The organism is Brevundimonas sp. LM2 (assembly GCF_002002865.1).
Lineage (GTDB): Bacteria > Pseudomonadota > Alphaproteobacteria > Caulobacterales > Caulobacteraceae > Brevundimonas.
Genome location: NZ_CP019508.1, coordinates 2,813,782 through 2,830,994, shown reverse-complemented (window position 1 = coordinate 2,830,994; position 17,213 = coordinate 2,813,782). Strand labels below are relative to the sequence as shown.

The window sequence follows — 17,213 nt, the reverse complement described above, 5'->3', positions numbered from 1 at the left end:
GCGCCTGCGTCGAGGATCGCAAGGGCGTCACGATGATCAGGTCAGTCTCGGATGATGCCGCGCATGTCTCTCACCTTCGCGTTTTCAAATACGAGATAGGGACTCGAAAATCAAGATGGCAGGGTTCGACGGCGACTGGATACGGTCTCTCGTCACCCCACCATGGCCTCGCGCTTGCCTTCCAGTTCCAGCCATTCCTCTTCGGCGGCCGCGAGCTTCGCCCGTGCGCCGTCGAGCGCCTTCATGGTGCTGGCGAAGCCCGAAGGGTCGCGGGCGTAGAAGTTGACGTCCGCGAGGGTGGCTTCGTGGGCGGCGATGTCGGCGGGGAGGGCGTGGATCAGGGCGTCCAGTTCCTTCAGCCGGTGCTGGTCCTTGAAGGAGAGCTTGCCGGGCTTGGCGGCGGGCGCGGCCGGTTGCGGGGCGGGCTCAGGCACCTTTGCGGCCGGGGCCGAACCGGCGGCCTGGGGCTTCAGGAATCCAGGATTTTGGCGGATGAAGTCGGTCCAGCCGCCGGGGGTCTCGACGATGTCGCCGCGGCCGTTCATGCCGATGGTCGAGGTGGCCAGGCGGTCGACGAAGTCACGGTCGTGGCTGACCAGGATCAGGGTGCCGTCATAGGCCTCCAGCAGCTCCTCCAGCTTGTCGAGCGTGTCCATGTCGAGGTCGTTGGTCGGTTCGTCGAGGACCAGCATGTTGGCGGGCTTGGCCAGGGCGATGGCCAGCAGCAGGCGGTTGCGCTCGCCGCCCGACAGGGTCGAGATCGGCTGGCGCAGTTGGCCCTCCTGGAACAGGAAGTCCTTGGCGTAGGCGGCCACGTGTTTGGAGATGCCGCGCACGATGATGCTGTCGCCGCCGCCGGGGGTCAGGGCGTCCCACAGGGTCGTGTCGGACTTCAGGCCGTCGCGGGACTGGTCGAGGTAGACGGTCTCGAGGCTGGCACCCAGTTTGACGGTGCCTTCGGTCGGGGCCAGTTCGCCCAGCATGATCTTGACCAGGGTGGTCTTGCCCGCGCCGTTCGGGCCGACGATGGCGAGCCGGTCGCCGCGCAGGATGCGGCTGGTGAAGGGCTTGATGACCATGCGGTCGCCGAAGGACTTGGAGACGCCCTTCAGGTCGGCGACCAGCTTGCCAGAGGTGCCGCCGGAATCGACGCCGAGCTGCAACTCGCGCGGGCGGTCCTTGGCCTGTTCGGCGCGTTCGGCGCGCAGAGCGTCGAGCGACCGGGCGCGGCCCTCGTTGCGGCTGCGGCGGGCGGTGATGGAGCTGTAGAAGGTCGCCGTCTCGCGCTCGATGGTCTTGGTCAGCTTCTGGAAGGCGATGGCCTCCTCTTCCAGCTGTTTGGCGGCCCATTCGTCGAAGTCGTTGAAGCCCTTGTTCAGGGTACGGACGCGGCGGCCCTCCAGCCAGTGGCAGGACTGGGTCACGCGGTTCAGGAAGGCGCGATCGTGGGAGACGATCAGGGCGGCGCATTTGGCGTTGATGATCTCGGTCTCGAGAAGCTCGATCGCCAGGATGTCCATGTGGTTGGTCGGCTCGTCCAGCAGAAGCAGGTCGGGCTCCTCGGCGAAGGCCTTGGCCAGGGCGGCGCGGCGGATCTCGCCGCCCGACAGGCCCTTGGTGGACTTGTTGGGGTCCATGCCGAAGGTCTCGAGCCAGGCCTCGGCGGTCCAGCTCTCGGCGTCATTGGAGGTGGCGTAGTCCAGCAGGGTATCGCCGGCGATCAGCGGCTCCTGCGGCACATAGGCGAAGCGGACCGCGCCCTGGATGCTCCGGGTGCCCGAGTCCGGCTCGATCAGGCCCATGACCATCTTCATCAGGGTGGACTTGCCGGCCCCGTTGCGGCCGACCAGGCAAGAGCGGGTGCGCGGCTCGAGCGCGAGGTCGACGCCCTCGAACAGGGGGCGGGTGCCGTCCTGAAGACGGACGTCTTTCAAGGCGACGAGCGGGGGGCGGGGGGAGGAGCGGGGAGCCATGGGCCGGCGATATAGACCGCCGGACCCCGCTTCACCATGGCAGGGCGCACTTTGTGCACTGCACGGGCTGCCCGGCGCGAGCCTGGCGGTCGCCGAGGAGGATGGCGAGTCGCCAGGCCGGTGACAGCCGGCTCGCGGCGGGGCATGGTTCCGGTCGCCATGATCTATGAGGAATATACGCCAACCGCGGCGCTTCAGGGCGATGTGGAAGCCTTCTGGCGATTTCGCCTGGAGGCGCACGAACCCGAGCGGCTGAGGCATGTGATCCCGCCGGACGGGGCCGTGAACCTGGTCCTGGTCAAGCGCGGCGACGGGATGCTGACCGCAGGCGTGGCGGGGCCCAGCGAGACCGCCCATGTGGCTGAAGTGACGCGGGGGGCGGTGTCCGTCGGGGTCCGGTTGAGACCGGGAGGGCGGTTGAGGATCCCGGGAGCCGATCCGACGGCCCTGGCCAACGCCGGACGCTTGGAGGCGGCTCTGGATCCCGCGCTTGCAGCCTGGATCAAGGTCGCCTTGATGCCCCTGACCGACGGCCAGGTCGCGGGGGTCGATGCCGCCATGGCGGCCTGGCCGTTCACTCGTGTGGCGGAAGATTCAACGGTGGCCGCGGTGGCGGACCGGATCATCGCCACGCACGGGCGGGTGCGGATCGACCAGGCCGCGGCCGAGGCCGGGATCAGCGAACGCACGCTGAGACGGCGCTTCGCCATGGCGGTAGGCCTGTCGCCCAAGACCTTCGCCCGCGTTCGGCGGCTGCGTCGGGCCTGCGTGCTGAGCCTGGAGGCCGGGGCGCGGTTGGCCCCGGTCTCGGCCGAGGCGGGCTATGCCGACCAGGCGCATCTGTCGCGCGAGGCGCTGGTCAGCTTCGGGGCTCCGCCCACGGCCGTGACCGCCTACCTGCGCCAGATCCGCCACGCCTTCGCCGCGGGGTGAGGGCTGGCCGAAACGTTCAAGACCGACGCGCCGCGGCGGCGGATGGTACGCGCAGGGACAGGGAGGACGGCATGGGGATTCGAGGCAAGGGCCTGATAGCAATGGTGGCCGCGGCGCTGCTGGCGGGAACGGCGGCAGCCCAGGACGGGCCGGCGCGCGCCCCGCGACCGGAGATCACCGCGCCCTTGGCCATGTTCGACGGGGTCTGGATCGGGCCGGCGCGGATGACCCTGCCCGATGGGTCGGTCAGGACCTTCGAGCAGATGGAGCGGATCGGACCCATGCTGGGCGGGGAGATCCGGGTCATGGAGGGCAAGGCGCGCGGTTCGGACGGGGCCACCCTGTTCAATGCCTTCACGGTCTTCTCGGAGGGGACCGGGGGCGGGATCGAGATGCGTTCGCACGTCTGGGGCGACGAGTCGGCGCGGGCGATCACGATGAAGCCGGACGGCTATGTCTGGCGCATGGACACCCCGGGCGGGCCGATCACCTACGACATCACGGTGCGCGACGGGGTGTGGCACGAGACGGGGGTGATCACCCTGGCCAGCGGGGCCCAGGCCGCGTTTTTCGAGATGACCCTGACGCGTAAAGGCGACAGCGACTGGCCGGCGGCCAACGCCGCCTTCCCGACGACGGACTGATACGGCTGCGGTGGACGTCGGAGCCGGTGGGGCGTAGAGGCGCCCCATGGCACCGCCGACCCCGCCCTTCTGGCAGACCAAGCGTCTGGAGCAGATGACCGCGCCCGAATGGGAGAGCCTGTGCGACGGGTGCGGGCTGTGCTGTCTGATCCGGTTCGAGGACGAGGATACGGGCGACGTCTTCCCGACCAAGGTCCATTGCCAGTTGTTCGACGGGCAGCTGTGCGCCTGCACCGACTATGCGAACCGCAAGGATCATGTGCCGGACTGCATCAAGCTGACCCCCTGGAACATCGAGGCCTTGGGGTGGATGCCGCTGTCGTGCGCCTATCGCCGGATCCACGAGGGACGGGGGCTGGCGAACTGGCACCACCTGATTTCCGGGGACCGGGAAACCGTGCACACGGCCGGGGTGTCGATCCGGGGACAGACGATCAACGAGCTCGAACTGGACAAGCCCGAGGACGCGGTGGCGTACGAGGCACCGGAGTGGCTGGCCGAACGAGGGTGAAGCTTGGCTGTAACGCTTTGTTTGGGCTGGAGCATTAACGCTGCTGGCCTGAATGGAGTATGTTCGTGTCCGACAGTGCCGCGTTTGATCGTCTGACGGAGCTCGCCGCCGCGCTGTTTCAGGCACCGGTCGCCGCGATCACCGCCCAGGACGGGGACCGCGTGTGGTTCCGCTCCAACCGAGGCTTCGGCGACAAGGACGCGACCGTCGAGGAGTCGTTCTGCCGCCATCTGATCGGCACGGAGCCCGGTTCAACACTCGTGGTCGAGGACGCGACCAAAGATCCCCTGTTCGCGCAAAATCGCTGGGTGACCGACGAAGGCGTGAGGTTCTACGCCGGGGCCGTGATCACTACACGGGACGGGGGGCAGGACGGGGCCATCTGCGTGATCGACACGATCGCCCGTGGTACGCCCACCGAAAGCCAGATGCAGAGCCTGAGGCTGCTGGCCCAGCTGGTGGGTCAGGAGATCGACCAGGCGCGATCGCTACGCCGTCAGGCCGAACACCTGGCCATGCTGGAGATGTCCGAGGCCATGGCCGGGGTCGGGCACTGGAGCTGCGACCTGAAGACGGGCGTGATCACCTGGTCGGACGAGGTCTTCCGGATACACGGGATGGAGCCTGGGTCGGTCAATCCGAATTTCCAGAGCATCGGCGGACATTATCATCCGGACGATCGGGCGGTCGTCTGGGAGCTAATCCAGCGCGCTCGGCATACCGGCGAGGGCTATGACCTGCGTCTGAGGTTGATCCGGAACGGCGAGGAACGGGTGACGCGCACCCAGGCCCGGGCCGAGCGCGACGCGACCGGGACCGTGGTGTCCCTGTTCGGCGTGTTCCAGGACATCACCGACAGCGTCCGACTGGAGCGGGGCCAGGCCGAAATGGTCGAGACCCTGAGCATGGCGGAGGCCCTGGCCGGCGTCGGGTCCTGGCGTCTGGACGTCGCCACGGGGCGGGTGACCTGGTCGGACGAAGTCTATCGGATCCACGGCAAGACGCGGGAAACCTTCGATCCCAATCTGGGTAATGCGATCCTCTGCTATCATCCGGATGATCGCGCGGCGGTCGAGGCGTCGTGCGACCGATCGATCCGCACCGGCGATGCAGCCGAGTTCCAACTGCGGATCATCCGCGACGACGGGGAAGAGCGGATCGTCCGATCCCGCTGCCGGCCCGAGCGCCAGGCCGGCGTGACCACCGCCGTCTTCGGCGTCTTTCAGGACGTCACCGACAACGTGCTCAGCCGGGCGCGGATCGAGGCCAGCGAGGCCCGCTATCGCCTGCTGGCGGATCGGGCCAGCGACATCATCGTCACCTATGGGGTCGACGGGCGCATCCTGTACATCTCGCCCAGTATCGAGGCCGCGACGGGCCTTTCGCCCGAGGCCCTGAAAGGCACCCCCGTCACGGACCTGATCTTGAACGAGGACCTCCCGGGCCTGGCCGCGCGGTTCCGCGAGATGGTCAAGGCCGCGCCCGGGGAGGTCATGCCGGGCGTGACCAATCGCGCCCGGCTGGCCTCGGGCGAACTGCGCTGGATGGAGGCGCGGACGACGCTGGTCCGGGACCCCGACGGCAGGGTCGTCGAATTCCACGACGTCGTGCGCGACATCACCGAGACCAAACAGCTCGAGGACGATCTGATCGCGGCGCGCGATGTCGCCGAAGCGGCCGCCAGGGCCAAGGCGGAGTTCCTGGCCAACATGTCCCACGAACTGCGGACGCCGCTGACCAGCGTGATCGGCTTCGCCGGCCTGCTGCGGGAAAGCGCGGCCCTGCCCGAGGCGGAGCGGCGCTATGCCGACCGGATCGCGACCGCCAGCGACGCCCTGCTGGGCGTCATCAACGACATCCTGGACTATTCCAAGCTGGAGGCCGAGGCGGTCGACCTGGACCCGGTGGCCTTCGACCCCGCCGCCATGGCGCGCGCGGCGGCCGAGATCATCGAGACCCAGTGCGAGGCCAAGGGGCTGAGCCTGGCGGTCGACATCGCCTCCGACCTGCCGGCCGCCATCATGGGCGACGAGGGGCGGCTGCGGCAGGTCGCGCTGAACTTCCTGTCGAACGCGATGAAATTCACCGCCAGCGGCCAGATCCGACTGGACGTCGGCGCCGTCGGCGCGCGTCTGCGGGTGGCCGTGACCGACAGCGGCATCGGCATCGCGGCGGACAAGATCGACGGACTGTTCGATCGGTTCACCCAGGCGGACGCCTCCACCACCCGGGTGTATGGGGGAACAGGGCTGGGGCTGGCCATCTGCCAGCGGCTGATCGAGATGATGGGCGGCGAGATCGGGGTGACCAGCCGGCCGGGCGAGGGCTCGACCTTCTGGTTCGAGGTGCCGCTGATCGCGGCCGAGGCGGCCGATGCGCAGACGATCCAGACGGCCGGGGATCTGCCCGCCGGGCTGAAGGTGCTGATGGCCGACGATGCGCCGGCCAATCGGGAACTGGTCCGGATCCTGCTGCAGGCCTGGGGCGTGGACCTGCATACGGTGTGCGACGGGGCCGAGGCGGTGCAGGCCGCGGCGCGCGGGAGCTACGACCTGATCCTGATGGACGTCCACATGCCGGTGATGGACGGGATGAACGCGACCCGCGCCATCCGGGCCCTGGGCGGCACCGTGGGGGCCACCCCGATCCTGGCCCTGACGGCCAATGTCCAGCCGGAACAGGTCGCGGCCTGCCGGGCGGCGGGGATGGACGGCCATGTCGGCAAGCCGATCCAGATCGCCCAGCTGATCGGACAGATGACCGATCTGCTGAGCCGACCCGAGGACATGGTCCTGGCGCGGCGCGCGGTCTGAGGCGCGTCCGCAGCCCCGCCGTGTCGAACATCCATGCGCGAGTTGTCCGCACTCACGCTGGAAACCCCATAGAAATCAGGCATCGCTGGTTCGTTCGAGGCGTCGAACTCGCCTTGTGACGCTGGTGCCCTATAGTTTGGGCATGGCGGGAAAAGGGGATGAGGCGCGGGGCGCGGTGGCGGTTCAGGCCGCCTGGGTCGAGGCCCGGCTGCAGGACCTGCGCTCCATGATCGACGGGGCTTTCTCGGCCGTGGCGGCCTGGCCGGTGCCCGAGGGCGACCTGACGGCCATCGACAAGAAGACCCGCGCCATCACCAACCTGGCCCGCGCGGTGGCGGCCGTCGAGAGCGCCGCGCGACGGCTGATGGCCGCGGTCGGCTGCGAGGGCGACAGCGCAGAGGATGAGATGAACGACGGTGACAGACCCGATCCCGAGACGGTCGAGCGGTACAAGGCCGAACTGCTCGATCGACTGGAGCACAATCACGCGCTTGTTGAAGCCAAACGCCTCGCGGCAGATGCCCGCGACGGAGGGGGAGTGGAAACGGCTCTTCCACGCTAATCCCAAGCTGATCGACCATCAGATACCGCCCGTCCGAGCGTGGCGGACCTGGGTCATGCTGGGCGGTCGAGGCTCCGGCAAGACGTTCGCCGGGGCACACTGGCTGCATGGTCTGGCGGAGGCTTCGGACTTCACCTTCGCCCTGGTCGGGCCCGCGCTGCATGATGTGCGCGAGGTGATGGTCGAGGGCCCCTCCGGGCTGAAGGCCATGGCCTTGGGACGGGATCGGCCCCGCTGGGAGGCGGGGCGCAAGCGGCTGGTCTGGACAAGCGGGGCGGTGGCCTATGCCTTTTCGGCGGAGGATCCCGACAGTCTGAGAGGGCCGCAGTTCCATGGCGCATGGGCCGACGAATTCTGCGCCTGGCGCGAGCCGGGCCGGGTGCTGTCCAATCTGAGGTTCGGGCTGCGGCGGGGAGACAACCCGCAGCTGGTGATCACCACCACGCCCCGACCGATCGCGGCGCTGCGGACGCTGCTGGCCGAGCCGGGGACGGAGGAGTCGCGCGGGGCGACCCATGCCAACGCCGCCAATCTGCCGAAACTGTATCTGGAGCATCTGCGCGCCCTCTATGCCGGGACGCGGCTGGAGGCCCAAGAGATGGAGGGGCTGGTCGTCGAGGGCGAGGGGGCCCTTTTCCGGGCCGAGGACATCGCGGCGGCGCGGGGTGAGCGGCCCGAGCATCTGGAGCGGACGGTGGTGGCGGTCGATCCGCCGATCACGACCACGGGCGACGCCTGCGGGATCGTGGCGGCGGGACGCGCCGAGGGCCGCGCCTATGTGCTGGCCGACCGGTCGATCCGCGGGCTGACGCCCCTGGCCTGGGCCCGGCGCGTGGTCGAGACGGCGCGGATGGTCGAGGCCGACCAGATCGTGGCCGAGTCGAACCAGGGCGGCGAGATGGTGCGCACGGTGCTGCAGCAGGCCGGGTGCGACACGCCGATCCGGCTGGTGCAGGCGACGCGGGCCAAGCGAGCAAGGGCCGAGCCGGTGGCGGCGCTGTATGAACGCGGCAAGGTCGTCCACTGCGGCCGGTTCAACGCGCTGGAAGAAGAGTTGATGGGGCTGGGCAGCGAAGCGCCGGGACACAGTCCGGACCGGGCCGACGCCCTGGTCTGGGCCATCTCCCAGCTGCTGCTGGACCGGTCCGCCGGACCGCGCATCCGACTGATCTGAGCTGACAACCAGGAGGCCTTCATGCCCAACCCGACCGACGCCTATGCGTCGCGCGATCCCTCGCCCGCGTCGCCCGCGCGCCGCGCCGAGGCCGTGACGCCCAGCGATACGACCGACCTGACCGCCGTCGCCAAGGCGCTGTACCTCGGCGTGGCCGGGCATGTGCGGGTGGTGCCGGTCGCCGCGCCCGGCGGGGCGGCCGTGACCTTTTCCAACCATCCGGTCGGCTATCTGCCGATCCAGTGTAGCCGCGTGCTGCAGACGGGGACGACGGCGCAGAGCCTGGTCGCGCTGTTCGATTGACCGGGCACGAGACGGAGGCAGCGCCATGGGACTGAGCCTCGGACAGGCGCTGGGCTATGCGTCGCGGACGCTGACGCCCGGCCAGGGCGCGACCGTCCCCCGCGCCGACAGCACCGCGGTGCGCGCGGACACCACCACCTTCACCGCAGACAGGACGCTGTAGATGCCTCTTTCCCAAATCGCGTTGGGCTCGGTCGCCGACGACGGCACGGGCGACACCCTGCGCGCGGCCTTCGGCAAGGTGAACGCGGGCCTGTCCGCCATCGACGCCCTGCCGACCGATCCTCAGACGCGGGCGCGGCGGCTGCTGGCGCGCGCCGTGTCGGGGGTGCCGGCCAGCGTCATGACCTCGGCTCCCACGATCACGCAGGGCGCGCTGGGCGCGGCCTCCACGGTCAACGGCGCGACCACGACGACGCCGTCCATCCTGCCCAACTCGCCCAGGCTGCGATCCGTCGGCGGGTTCCAGTCGCAGGACGGCGGCGGCAACTGGTCGGCGCGGAGCGTGACCTATACGGCCACCCCGACCTATGGGGCGCATGCGGGCTTCGGCGTCCGGTTCGTGACCGATGCGCCTCGGTTCGACTACGCGACCTTCGCTCCCAGCTATGGGTCCAACGGCGGGTTCGTCGAGATCCGGGTCAACGGCCAGAAGGCGTCGGGCAGCGATCCCTTCTATGCCGCCAATGCGGGATCGGAGACCGGCCACGGGCGCTTCCGCTACACCGCGGTGGATTTCGGGTCATCGGCGGTGCGGACCGTCGAGCTGTATTTCGGCGGGCTGTCCGGGGGGCTGCCCCAGCTGCGCGGGCTGAACGTGCCCGCCCTCTATTCAGTGTGGCCCGCCGCCGCCCAGGACATGCCCCGGGCCCTGATCGTGGGCGACAGCTATGTGGCGGGGTCGGGCATGACCAACGCGCGCGGGGGATGGGCTTTCCAGTTCGGGGACCTGGCCGGATTCGGCGAGATGATCGGCGGCGGCATCGGCGGCACCGGCTACGTGGCCAACGGGACGGCCGGCTATCTGAACTTCGCCGAGCGCGACGCCTTTGGCGACTATGACCGGGACGGACAGGTCGATTGCGTGGTGATCGCGGGCGGGATCAACGACGGCGCGGCCCAGACGGCCGGCACCCTGAGCGCCGCCGTGACCGCCTTCATCCAGACGATCCGCGCCCGCCAGCCCAAGGCGTTGATCGCCGTCGTCGGCCCGTGGACCGCGCCGGGGTCGGTGGTCAACCAGGCCCGGTTCGACCTGATCAAGGCGGGCTTCGTCGCAGCGGCGGATCCGTTCTCGATCTATCTGGATCCTTCAGCGACCAATGCCCAGTCGGTCGCCTGGCAGTCGGGCACCGGTCGGATCGGGGCGACCAACGGAACGGGCAACTCGGACCTGTATATCTCGAGCGACACCCTTCACCCGTCGCCGGCCGGGCACGACTATCTGGCGCGTCGGGTGACGGACGAATACACGCGGCAGCTCAGGGCCCTGACGGGGCTGGCGTATGGGTGAGGGGAGCGGTGCTCTTGCGCGCCGTCCGCCGCGAGGCGATCACCAGGCGCGAGAGTCGATCCGAGCCTGTTCGTCTTCCAATTGTCGATCGGCGTCCGTCATCGCTGCGAGGCGACGACTTTCCTGGACCACAGGCCAAAAGATACCGGCAACCAACGCACCGACCAGCGTAACAGCGAAAACCCCGAACAACATTAAATTCCTCCGTCCGCGATCTATGTCGCGTGGCGGAGCTACGCACGACAACAGCGTTAGGTTGCAGCTCGTTCGCATAAAAAGGCAGAACTAAGCCGTCACACGCGGCGCGGCCGCTTCGGCCCCGACGTGGAGACCGGCAGCGGGTCGGGGTGTGCCACGGTACGGTAGTTTAGACCTGTGCAGGATCAATCTGATCCAGGGGTCCGGGGTCCGGGGAATGGAAGTCAGACAGGCGAAGCCGCGGCCGGCTCAGTCGATATAGCGGGGGTGTACGCGGCGGCGGCCATGCAGTTTTCGCGCGATCCAGCTTCGGGCCAGCCGGGTGGCGCGGCCCAGGGCGTCGAGCGTGGCGTTGGCGAACAGGTGCAGACGCGTCATCGGGGAGGCCTCTGGGATCGAACTCCACGGCCCTCCCGTGTGTGTCCTGACCGCAGAAACCTGTCACGCGCCAGCTTCACGGTAAATCGAGTCGGGCGTCTCGGCATGGCTTTCCTAACGAATATTAACCATAGTTTCCTTCATGCCACGGGGATGCCTGCGCGCGCCGGCCGGCACCCACTTTCCAGCTGTCGGCGTCTTCAGGATCAGCGCGCTGCGGCACCCAGATAGGCGCCGAACCGGTCGTGTTCGGCCGGGGTCAGGTGAACGCCGTCCACATAGCGGTCCTCATGGCCCGCGTAGGAGGGCAGGAAGGCGTCGAAGTCGATGTCCGTGCGCACCGCCTGGCGGTAACGCGTCGTGACGTCGGTTCGGCCCTGGTCGTTCCATAAGCGATGGGCCAGTCGCTTGGCCCAGCTGAGGGGGGTCCTGGCCCTGGGCGTGGGGGTGGTCCAAGGGATCTCGACGACGCGCACGTCATCGCTGATCGTGCGGGCGGCGGCGCGAAGATCGGCCATCCCGGCGGCGTACCGATCGGCGCCGACATGCTGCATGACGTCGTTGACCCCCGCGAGAAGGATGATCGTGCGCGGGGCCCCTGCGGCCGCCAGGGCCGTGGGCGGGAGCGTCCGTATCGTGTCGGCGATCTGGCGGGACGTACGGCCACGAAAGCCGATGCTGCAGAACCGCGCGCCGACGGCCGCCGCTCCGCTGCGGTCCAGAGCGCCCATCGAGGCCCAGGAATCGCCGATCACCAGCACGGCGGTCGGGCCGCTGCCCGCGCAGGTCGCCACCACGGGCTCCGAAGGCCTCGAAGCGCAGGCCGCCACGGCGCAGAGGGTGGCGAGCGGCCATAGTCTTTTCACGTGAGCCCCCGGACCGAGCCCCCATCATGCCGATCGGGCCGCGGGCTGTCCATCACGCCGCCCCGCCGCCGGAGCCTCGGGGCCCGAACGACCCTAGGGGTGGATGACGGTGGCGGCCATGCGGCCGACAGCCAGCAGCAGGACCAGGCCGGTGGCCAGGCGACGGTGGCGGTGCGCGAAGGCGATGAATTCGCCCATCACGCGGGCTCCGCGACGCGGAGGGTTCGCGACAGCGTGCGGGCCCGGGTGAGGGCATGGCACCGGGCCTCGGTCTGGTCCTGACCCCGGCCGCGCGCGATGACGGCGCCGTCCCGGTCGATGACCGACCAGTGCCAGGAGCCCAGGTCGGTGCGGCCGACCTGCACCGCAAATTGATCGAAGTCCGTCATGTCGCCGCCCTCCGCCATGCCTCGTTTCGAGACACCCGCGTTTCGCGCCGCAAGGTCCACGCCGTTCTTTCCCGCAGCCCGCCCGTGCCGGCGGCGCTGCCAACCCAGGATCATTCGATGGCAATTTCCAGCTGGTGGAAGCCGGGCCGGTCGCGGGCGGCCGCCACGGCGGGCGCGGACGAGACCAAGGCCAGCCGCGCGGGCCCCCTGATCGCCCTGACCGGCGCGGGGCGGCCCCGGTGGACGCCGCGCGACTATGGCAGTCTGGCGCGCGAGGGGTTCGCCAGGAACGCCGTGGCCTATCGCTGCGTGCGGATGATCGCCGAGGCCTGCGCGGCGACGCCCCTGGTGGTGTTCGCCGACGGGGCGCGGGACGACGACCATCCGGCCGCGCGGCTGCTGCGTCAGCCCAATCCCGAGCAGTCGGGGGCCGAGTGGTTGGAGGGCCTGTATGGCGCGCTGCAGACGGCGGGCAATGCCTATGTCGAGGCGGTGGGGGAGACCGAGCCCGAAGAGCTGTGGTCGCTGCGGCCCGACCGGGTGCAGGTGGTGCCCGGCCGGGCCGGGTGGCCGGACGCCTATGACTATGCGGTCGGCGGGCGGTCGGTGCGGATCGGGCGGGCGGCCGACGGCTGGATGCCGGTGATGCAGCTGAAGCTGTGGAACCCGACCGACGACCATTACGGATTTTCGCCGCTGGAGGCGGCGGCGGCGGCCATCGACGTGCACAATGCCTCGGGGGCCTGGAACAAGGCGCTGCTGGACAATGCGGCGCGGCCCAGCGGGGCCCTGGTGTTCAAGGGGGCGGACGGGGAGCGGCTGACCGAGGCGCAGTTCGCCCTGCTGAAGGCCGAGCTGGGCGAGGCGCACGCCGGGGCGGGCAATGCCGGCCGGCCCATGGTGCTGGAGGGCGGGCTGGACTGGAAGCCGATGTCGATGAGCCCGGCCGACATGGACTTCATCGCCGGCAAACACGCGGCGGCGCGCGAGATCGCCCTGGCCTTCGGGGTGCCGCCGCAGCTGCTGGGGATCCCCGGCGACGCGACCTACGCCAACTATCGCGAGGCCAATGCCGCCTTCTGGCGCGGGACGGTGGTGCCGCTGGCGCGGAAGACGGCCGGGGCGCTGAGCGGGTGGCTGGGCGGGCGGTTTTCGGGCGTGCGGATCGAGCCGGACCTGGACGCGGTGCCGGCGCTGCAGCCCGAGCGCGATGCCCTGTGGGCGCGGCTGTCGGGGGCGGGGTTCCTGACGGACGAGGAGCGGCGGCGGATGGCGGGGGTGGCTGGGTAGGGGTGGTTGGGTCAGGGGGTGGCTGGTGGCTGGTGGCTGGTGACTGCCTGTACGGCGACCGGCCTTGACGCCTGGCACCGCGGATGACGCGGACAGCCACCAGCCACCAGCCACCAGCCACCAGCCACCAGCCACCCGAGCGGAGCGAGACATGGACGACCTACGAAAACTCGCGACCGGCCTGGCCGTGGCGTTGGCGGTGCAGACGATCGGCGGCCTGGTCTGGGCCGGCGGGGCGGCGGCGCGGATCGCGTCGCTGGAGGAGCGCGTCGGGGAGCAGAGGCTGGTGGCTGAGCGGCTGACGCGGCTGGAGGAGCAGGGGATCGCGACGCGGGCGGCGGTCGAGCGGATCGAGAAGCGGCTGGAGGCGGGGGAATGAGGGATGCGGCGCGGTTTTCTCCCTCCCCCTCGGGGGCGCGGGCCGATCGTATACGATCGGCTCCGCACAGGTCGCGAAGCGACCGGGTGGGGGCGGCCGGGAAAGGCCGCACGATGGATCGCCGGGCCGTTCCCACCCGGTCTTCGCTGCGCTTCGACCACCCTCCCCCGAGGGGGAGGGAGAGCGACGGTGCCCTCCTGATCCAGGGCTACGCCTCCCTGTGGGGCGTGGCGGATCTGAACGGGGATGTGGTGGCCGCGGGGGCGTTCACGGACAGTCTGAGGCGCACCGGCGCGGCGGGGGTGCGGATGCTGCACCAGCACGAGAGCCGGGCGGTGGTCGGGGTCTGGGACGCGGTCGTCGAGGACGGGCGCGGGCTGTTCGTGCGCGGGCGCATCGCCGACTGGTCGGCTGAGGCGCGGTACGCGCAGGCGCTGAGCCGGGCAGGGGGGCTGGACGGGCTGTCGATCGGGTTCCGGGCGGCGAGGGCGCGGCGGGACGGGCGGCTGCGGGTGCTGTCGGGCGTCGAGCTGTGGGAGGTGTCGCTGGTGACGTTTCCGATGCTGCCGGGGGCGCGGTTCGAGGTGGTTTGATCACAGATTTTATCCCTCCCCCTCCGGGGGAGGGCGGCTCGCGAAGCGAGCGGGTGGGGGCGGCCCGGCGAGGCCGGACGAGGGGGTGCCGGCCGTTCTTACCCGGTCTTCGCTCCGCTTCGACCCCCCTCCCCCAAGGGGGAGGGAGAGGACTTCCTTTTATCCAGGAGACATCATGAAAGAGACCAAGACTGCATCCGGTTCGCCGGAAGCGCGCAGCGCCATGCACGAGATGATGGCGGCGTTCGAGGCGTTCAAAGGGGCGAACGACGCCCGGCTGGACGAGATCGAGAAGAAGGCCAGCGCCGACACGCTGCTGGAGGAGAAGGTGGCGCGAATCGATCAGGCGGTGGGGCAGGCGCAGGCGCGGCTGGACCGGGCGCTGAGCGAGGCGCGGCGGCCCAAGGTCGAGGGCGGAGTCGCCCCCTCCTGGTCGGCCAGGGCCGACCTGTCCTCCCCATCGCCCTTCGGCGATGGGGAGGTGAAAGCGGCCTTTGACGGCTATGTGCGGACCGGGCGGGAGCTGGGGCTGGAGATCAAGGCGGGGCTGTCGTCGGCGCCGACCTCGGGCGGCTATGTGGTGCCGGCCGAGACCGAGCGGGCGATCGAGCGGCGGCTGATGGCGACCAGTCCGATGCGCGAGATCGCCACCGTGCGGACCGTGGCCTCGGGCGTGTTCAGGAAGCCGGTGTCGACGGCGGGGATCGCTTCGGGCTGGGTGGCGGAGACGGCGGCGCGGCCAGAGACGGATCCGGCGACCCTGGCCCTGCTCGAGTTCCCGGCGGCCGACCTGTACGCCAATCCGGCGGCGACCCAGACCCTGCTGGACGACGCCCTGGTCGACCTGGACGAATGGCTGGCCGGGGAGGTCGAGGACGCCTTCGCGGCGCAGGAGACCACGGCCTTCGTCAGCGGCGACGGGGTCAACAAGCCCAAGGGGTTCCTGGCCTATCCGATCGTGGCCGACGCCAGCCAGGTGTGGGGCAATATCGGCTATGTCGCGGCGGGGGGTGCGGGGGCGTTCACGGCGACCAGCCCGACCGACCGGCTGCTGGATCTGATCTATGCACCCAAGGCCCAGTTCCGGCCGAACGGGCGGTTCGTGATGAACCGCAAGACGGTCTCAACCGTGCGCAAATTCAAGGATGCGGACGGCAACTACATCTGGGCCCCGGCGACGCGCCCGGGGGAGACGGCGTCGCTGCTGGGTTATCCGGTGACCGAGATCGAGACCATGCCGGACATCGCGGCCAACAGCCATGCGATCGCGTTCGGGGACTTCCAGCGGGGGTATCTGATCGTCGACCGGGCGGGGGTGCGTGTGTTGCGGGACCCGTATTCGGCCAAGCCCTATGTGCTGTTCTACACGACCAAGCGGGTCGGGGGCGGGGTGCAGAACTTCGATGCGATCAAGGTGATGAAGTTCAGCGTGAGCTGATGGCCTGACGACGACGATCTCCCTCCCCCTCGGGGGAGGGCAGGCGCGAAGCGCCGGGTGGGGGCGGCAAGGCAAGGCCGCACGATGGGTCGCCGGCCGTCCCCACCCGGTCTCCGCTGCGCTCCGACCACCCTCCCCCGAGGGGGAGGGAGAAGGGCGTGCGCAATCCCTGAAAATCGGAGAGTTCCCATGACCGCACCCGTGAGCCTCACGGAGGCGAAGCTGTTCCTGCGCGTCGCGCATGAGGCGGAGGACGGGCTGATCCAGACGCTGATCGATGCGGCCCGGGCGCGGGTCGAGGGGGAGGTGGGGCTTGCCCTGACCTCGACCTCGGCGGCGCCGCTGCGGCTGGCGATCCTGATGCTGGCGCTGAGGGCCTATGAGCGGGGCGAGGTGGAGATGTCGATCCGGCCCGTGGAGGCGTGGATCGCGCCGTATCGCGTGGTGCGGTTGTGACCTCCTCGTTACGCTACCCCCCTGCGGGCTACTTGAGCGCGCGCACGCTGGCGCAGCTGCTGGAGCCGGTCGCGGCGGAGACGCCCTATGGCGGGCGGGCGGTGTCGTTCGAGGCCCTGGGGTCGGTCTGGCTGAGGCTGGACGGGCGTCGGCGGCGGGAGCGGACGGAGGCCGGCGTCACCGCGTCGATTGAGACGGCGACAGCGGAGACACGGGCGGATCCGCGGCTGGGCGAGGGCCGGGTGGTCCGGTTCGGCGGGGCCGACTGGACGATCGCGGCGGTCGACGGGGATCCGGACCGGCCGGGACGCGTGAGCCTGAGCCTGGAGCGAAGCCGATGAGGGATCATGAGAGCGCGCTGCAGAAGGCGCTGATCGCGCACCTGCGGGCGGATGCGGCGGTGCGGGCCCTGCTGGGGGAGCCGGCCAGGGTCTGGGACGAGGCCCCCCGGGGGGCGATCTGGCCCTATCTGAGCGTCGGGCGGTGCGAGAGCCGGCCGGTGGCGGCGGACGGGTGCGGGGTGGAGCACACCCTGAGCCTGCGCTGCGCCTCGCGGTTCCTGGGCACGGAGGAGGCCAAGGCCATCCTGGCGGCGGTGCGGGCGGCGATCCACGAGGCGGCGCTGGAAGCGGACGGGGTCCGCACCGTGTCGATCCGGGCGACCTATGCCGACGTGTTCCGCTCGGCCGACCAGAAGCGGGTCTGGGGGCTGCTGCGGGTGCGGGCGGTGACGGAAGAAGTCTAGGCAGTAGGCAGTAGGCAGTAGGCAGTAGGCAGTAGGCAGTAGGGCGCAGTATCAG

The 17,213-nt window shown here is 70.1% G+C and carries 20 protein-coding genes; 16 read left to right on the top strand and 4 right to left on the bottom strand.

Annotated elements, in window-relative coordinates; translation table 11 throughout:
- Nucleotides 1-152: 152 nt before the first annotated feature.
- Nucleotides 153-1,973 carry an ABC-F family ATP-binding cassette domain-containing protein gene (locus tag BZG35_RS14040; protein WP_077356443.1) on the bottom strand — a complete coding sequence of 607 codons (1,821 nt, stop codon included), beginning with the start codon at nucleotides 1,971-1,973 and terminating at the stop codon, nucleotides 153-155.
- Between the two features lie 144 nt (nucleotides 1,974-2,117).
- On the opposite strand from BZG35_RS14040, the gene BZG35_RS14035 reads away from it, so the two are divergent.
- The 9 genes from BZG35_RS14035 to BZG35_RS14000 all read left to right on the top strand — a co-directional run bounded on the left by BZG35_RS14035 (nucleotide 2,118) and on the right by BZG35_RS14000 (nucleotide 10,426).
- A complete protein-coding gene (locus BZG35_RS14035) occupies nucleotides 2,118-2,906 on the top strand; it encodes an AraC family transcriptional regulator (RefSeq protein WP_077356441.1) in 789 nt (262 codons plus the stop codon).
- Nucleotides 2,907-2,977: 71 nt separating this feature from the next.
- On the top strand, nucleotides 2,978-3,550 hold the full coding sequence (locus BZG35_RS14030) for a DUF1579 domain-containing protein (RefSeq protein ID WP_150126050.1): 573 nt from the start codon (nucleotides 2,978-2,980) through the stop codon (nucleotides 3,548-3,550).
- Between the two features lie 46 nt (nucleotides 3,551-3,596).
- Nucleotides 3,597-4,061: a YcgN family cysteine cluster protein gene (locus tag BZG35_RS14025; RefSeq protein ID WP_077356437.1), complete on the top strand. Its 465-nt coding sequence runs from the start codon at nucleotides 3,597-3,599 to the stop codon at nucleotides 4,059-4,061.
- A gap of 65 nt (nucleotides 4,062-4,126) precedes the next feature.
- Nucleotides 4,127-6,874 (top strand): PAS domain-containing protein, encoded by a 2,748-nt coding sequence (locus BZG35_RS14020; protein ID WP_171981966.1) that lies wholly within the window; start codon nucleotides 4,127-4,129, stop codon nucleotides 6,872-6,874.
- A gap of 142 nt (nucleotides 6,875-7,016) precedes the next feature.
- Nucleotides 7,017-7,436, top strand: coding sequence for a hypothetical protein (locus BZG35_RS14015; RefSeq protein WP_077356433.1), 420 nt, complete (start codon nucleotides 7,017-7,019; stop codon nucleotides 7,434-7,436).
- A gap of 55 nt (nucleotides 7,437-7,491) precedes the next feature.
- A complete protein-coding gene (locus BZG35_RS14010) occupies nucleotides 7,492-8,610 on the top strand; it encodes a DNA-packaging protein (RefSeq protein ID WP_253189185.1) in 1,119 nt (372 codons plus the stop codon).
- A gap of 21 nt (nucleotides 8,611-8,631) precedes the next feature.
- On the top strand, nucleotides 8,632-8,913 hold the full coding sequence (locus BZG35_RS14005; protein WP_077356430.1) for a hypothetical protein: 282 nt from the start codon (nucleotides 8,632-8,634) through the stop codon (nucleotides 8,911-8,913).
- Nucleotides 8,914-8,938: 25 nt separating this feature from the next.
- On the top strand, nucleotides 8,939-9,076 hold the full coding sequence (locus tag BZG35_RS18000) for a hypothetical protein (protein WP_171981965.1): 138 nt from the start codon (nucleotides 8,939-8,941) through the stop codon (nucleotides 9,074-9,076).
- Entirely contained in the window at nucleotides 9,077-10,426 is a 1,350-nt protein-coding gene (locus BZG35_RS14000; protein WP_077356428.1) for an SGNH/GDSL hydrolase family protein, read from the top strand. It begins immediately after the preceding gene.
- A 447-nt stretch (nucleotides 10,427-10,873) separates the two neighbouring features.
- On the opposite strand, the gene BZG35_RS18335 is transcribed toward BZG35_RS14000, so the two are convergent.
- The 3 genes from BZG35_RS18335 to BZG35_RS13990 form a co-directional block, all read right to left on the bottom strand.
- Nucleotides 10,874-11,002 carry a hypothetical protein gene (locus tag BZG35_RS18335; RefSeq protein ID WP_256364115.1) on the bottom strand — a complete coding sequence of 43 codons (129 nt, stop codon included), beginning with the start codon at nucleotides 11,000-11,002 and terminating at the stop codon, nucleotides 10,874-10,876.
- A 206-nt stretch (nucleotides 11,003-11,208) separates the two neighbouring features.
- Nucleotides 11,209-11,868 (bottom strand): SGNH/GDSL hydrolase family protein, encoded by a 660-nt coding sequence (locus tag BZG35_RS13995; RefSeq protein WP_150126049.1) that lies wholly within the window; start codon nucleotides 11,866-11,868, stop codon nucleotides 11,209-11,211.
- Between the two features lie 197 nt (nucleotides 11,869-12,065).
- Nucleotides 12,066-12,371, bottom strand: coding sequence for a hypothetical protein (locus tag BZG35_RS13990; protein WP_150126048.1), 306 nt, complete (start codon nucleotides 12,369-12,371; stop codon nucleotides 12,066-12,068).
- A gap of 3 nt (nucleotides 12,372-12,374) precedes the next feature.
- On the opposite strand from BZG35_RS13990, the gene BZG35_RS13985 reads away from it, so the two are divergent.
- The 7 genes from BZG35_RS13985 (at nucleotide 12,375) to BZG35_RS13955 (ending at nucleotide 17,158) form a co-directional block, all read left to right on the top strand.
- Nucleotides 12,375-13,547: a phage portal protein gene (locus BZG35_RS13985; protein WP_077356422.1), complete on the top strand. Its 1,173-nt coding sequence runs from the start codon at nucleotides 12,375-12,377 to the stop codon at nucleotides 13,545-13,547.
- 151 nt (nucleotides 13,548-13,698) lie between these two features.
- Nucleotides 13,699-13,926: a hypothetical protein gene (locus BZG35_RS13980; protein ID WP_077356420.1), complete on the top strand. Its 228-nt coding sequence runs from the start codon at nucleotides 13,699-13,701 to the stop codon at nucleotides 13,924-13,926.
- Nucleotides 13,927-14,039: 113 nt separating this feature from the next.
- Complete coding sequence (locus BZG35_RS13975) at nucleotides 14,040-14,519, top strand: HK97 family phage prohead protease (RefSeq protein WP_253189184.1); 480 nt, start codon at nucleotides 14,040-14,042, stop codon at nucleotides 14,517-14,519.
- A gap of 175 nt (nucleotides 14,520-14,694) precedes the next feature.
- On the top strand, nucleotides 14,695-15,957 hold the full coding sequence (locus tag BZG35_RS13970; RefSeq protein ID WP_077356418.1) for a phage major capsid protein: 1,263 nt from the start codon (nucleotides 14,695-14,697) through the stop codon (nucleotides 15,955-15,957).
- 189 nt (nucleotides 15,958-16,146) lie between these two features.
- Nucleotides 16,147-16,413 carry a head-tail connector protein gene (locus BZG35_RS13965; protein WP_077356416.1) on the top strand — a complete coding sequence of 89 codons (267 nt, stop codon included), beginning with the start codon at nucleotides 16,147-16,149 and terminating at the stop codon, nucleotides 16,411-16,413.
- 32 nt (nucleotides 16,414-16,445) lie between these two features.
- Nucleotides 16,446-16,754: a head-tail adaptor protein gene (locus BZG35_RS13960; RefSeq protein WP_077356414.1), complete on the top strand. Its 309-nt coding sequence runs from the start codon at nucleotides 16,446-16,448 to the stop codon at nucleotides 16,752-16,754.
- Nucleotides 16,751-17,158: a DUF3168 domain-containing protein gene (locus tag BZG35_RS13955; protein ID WP_077356412.1), complete on the top strand. Its 408-nt coding sequence runs from the start codon at nucleotides 16,751-16,753 to the stop codon at nucleotides 17,156-17,158. Before BZG35_RS13960 ends, BZG35_RS13955 begins: the two co-directional genes overlap by 4 nt.
- Nucleotides 17,159-17,213: the final 55 nt, after the last annotated feature.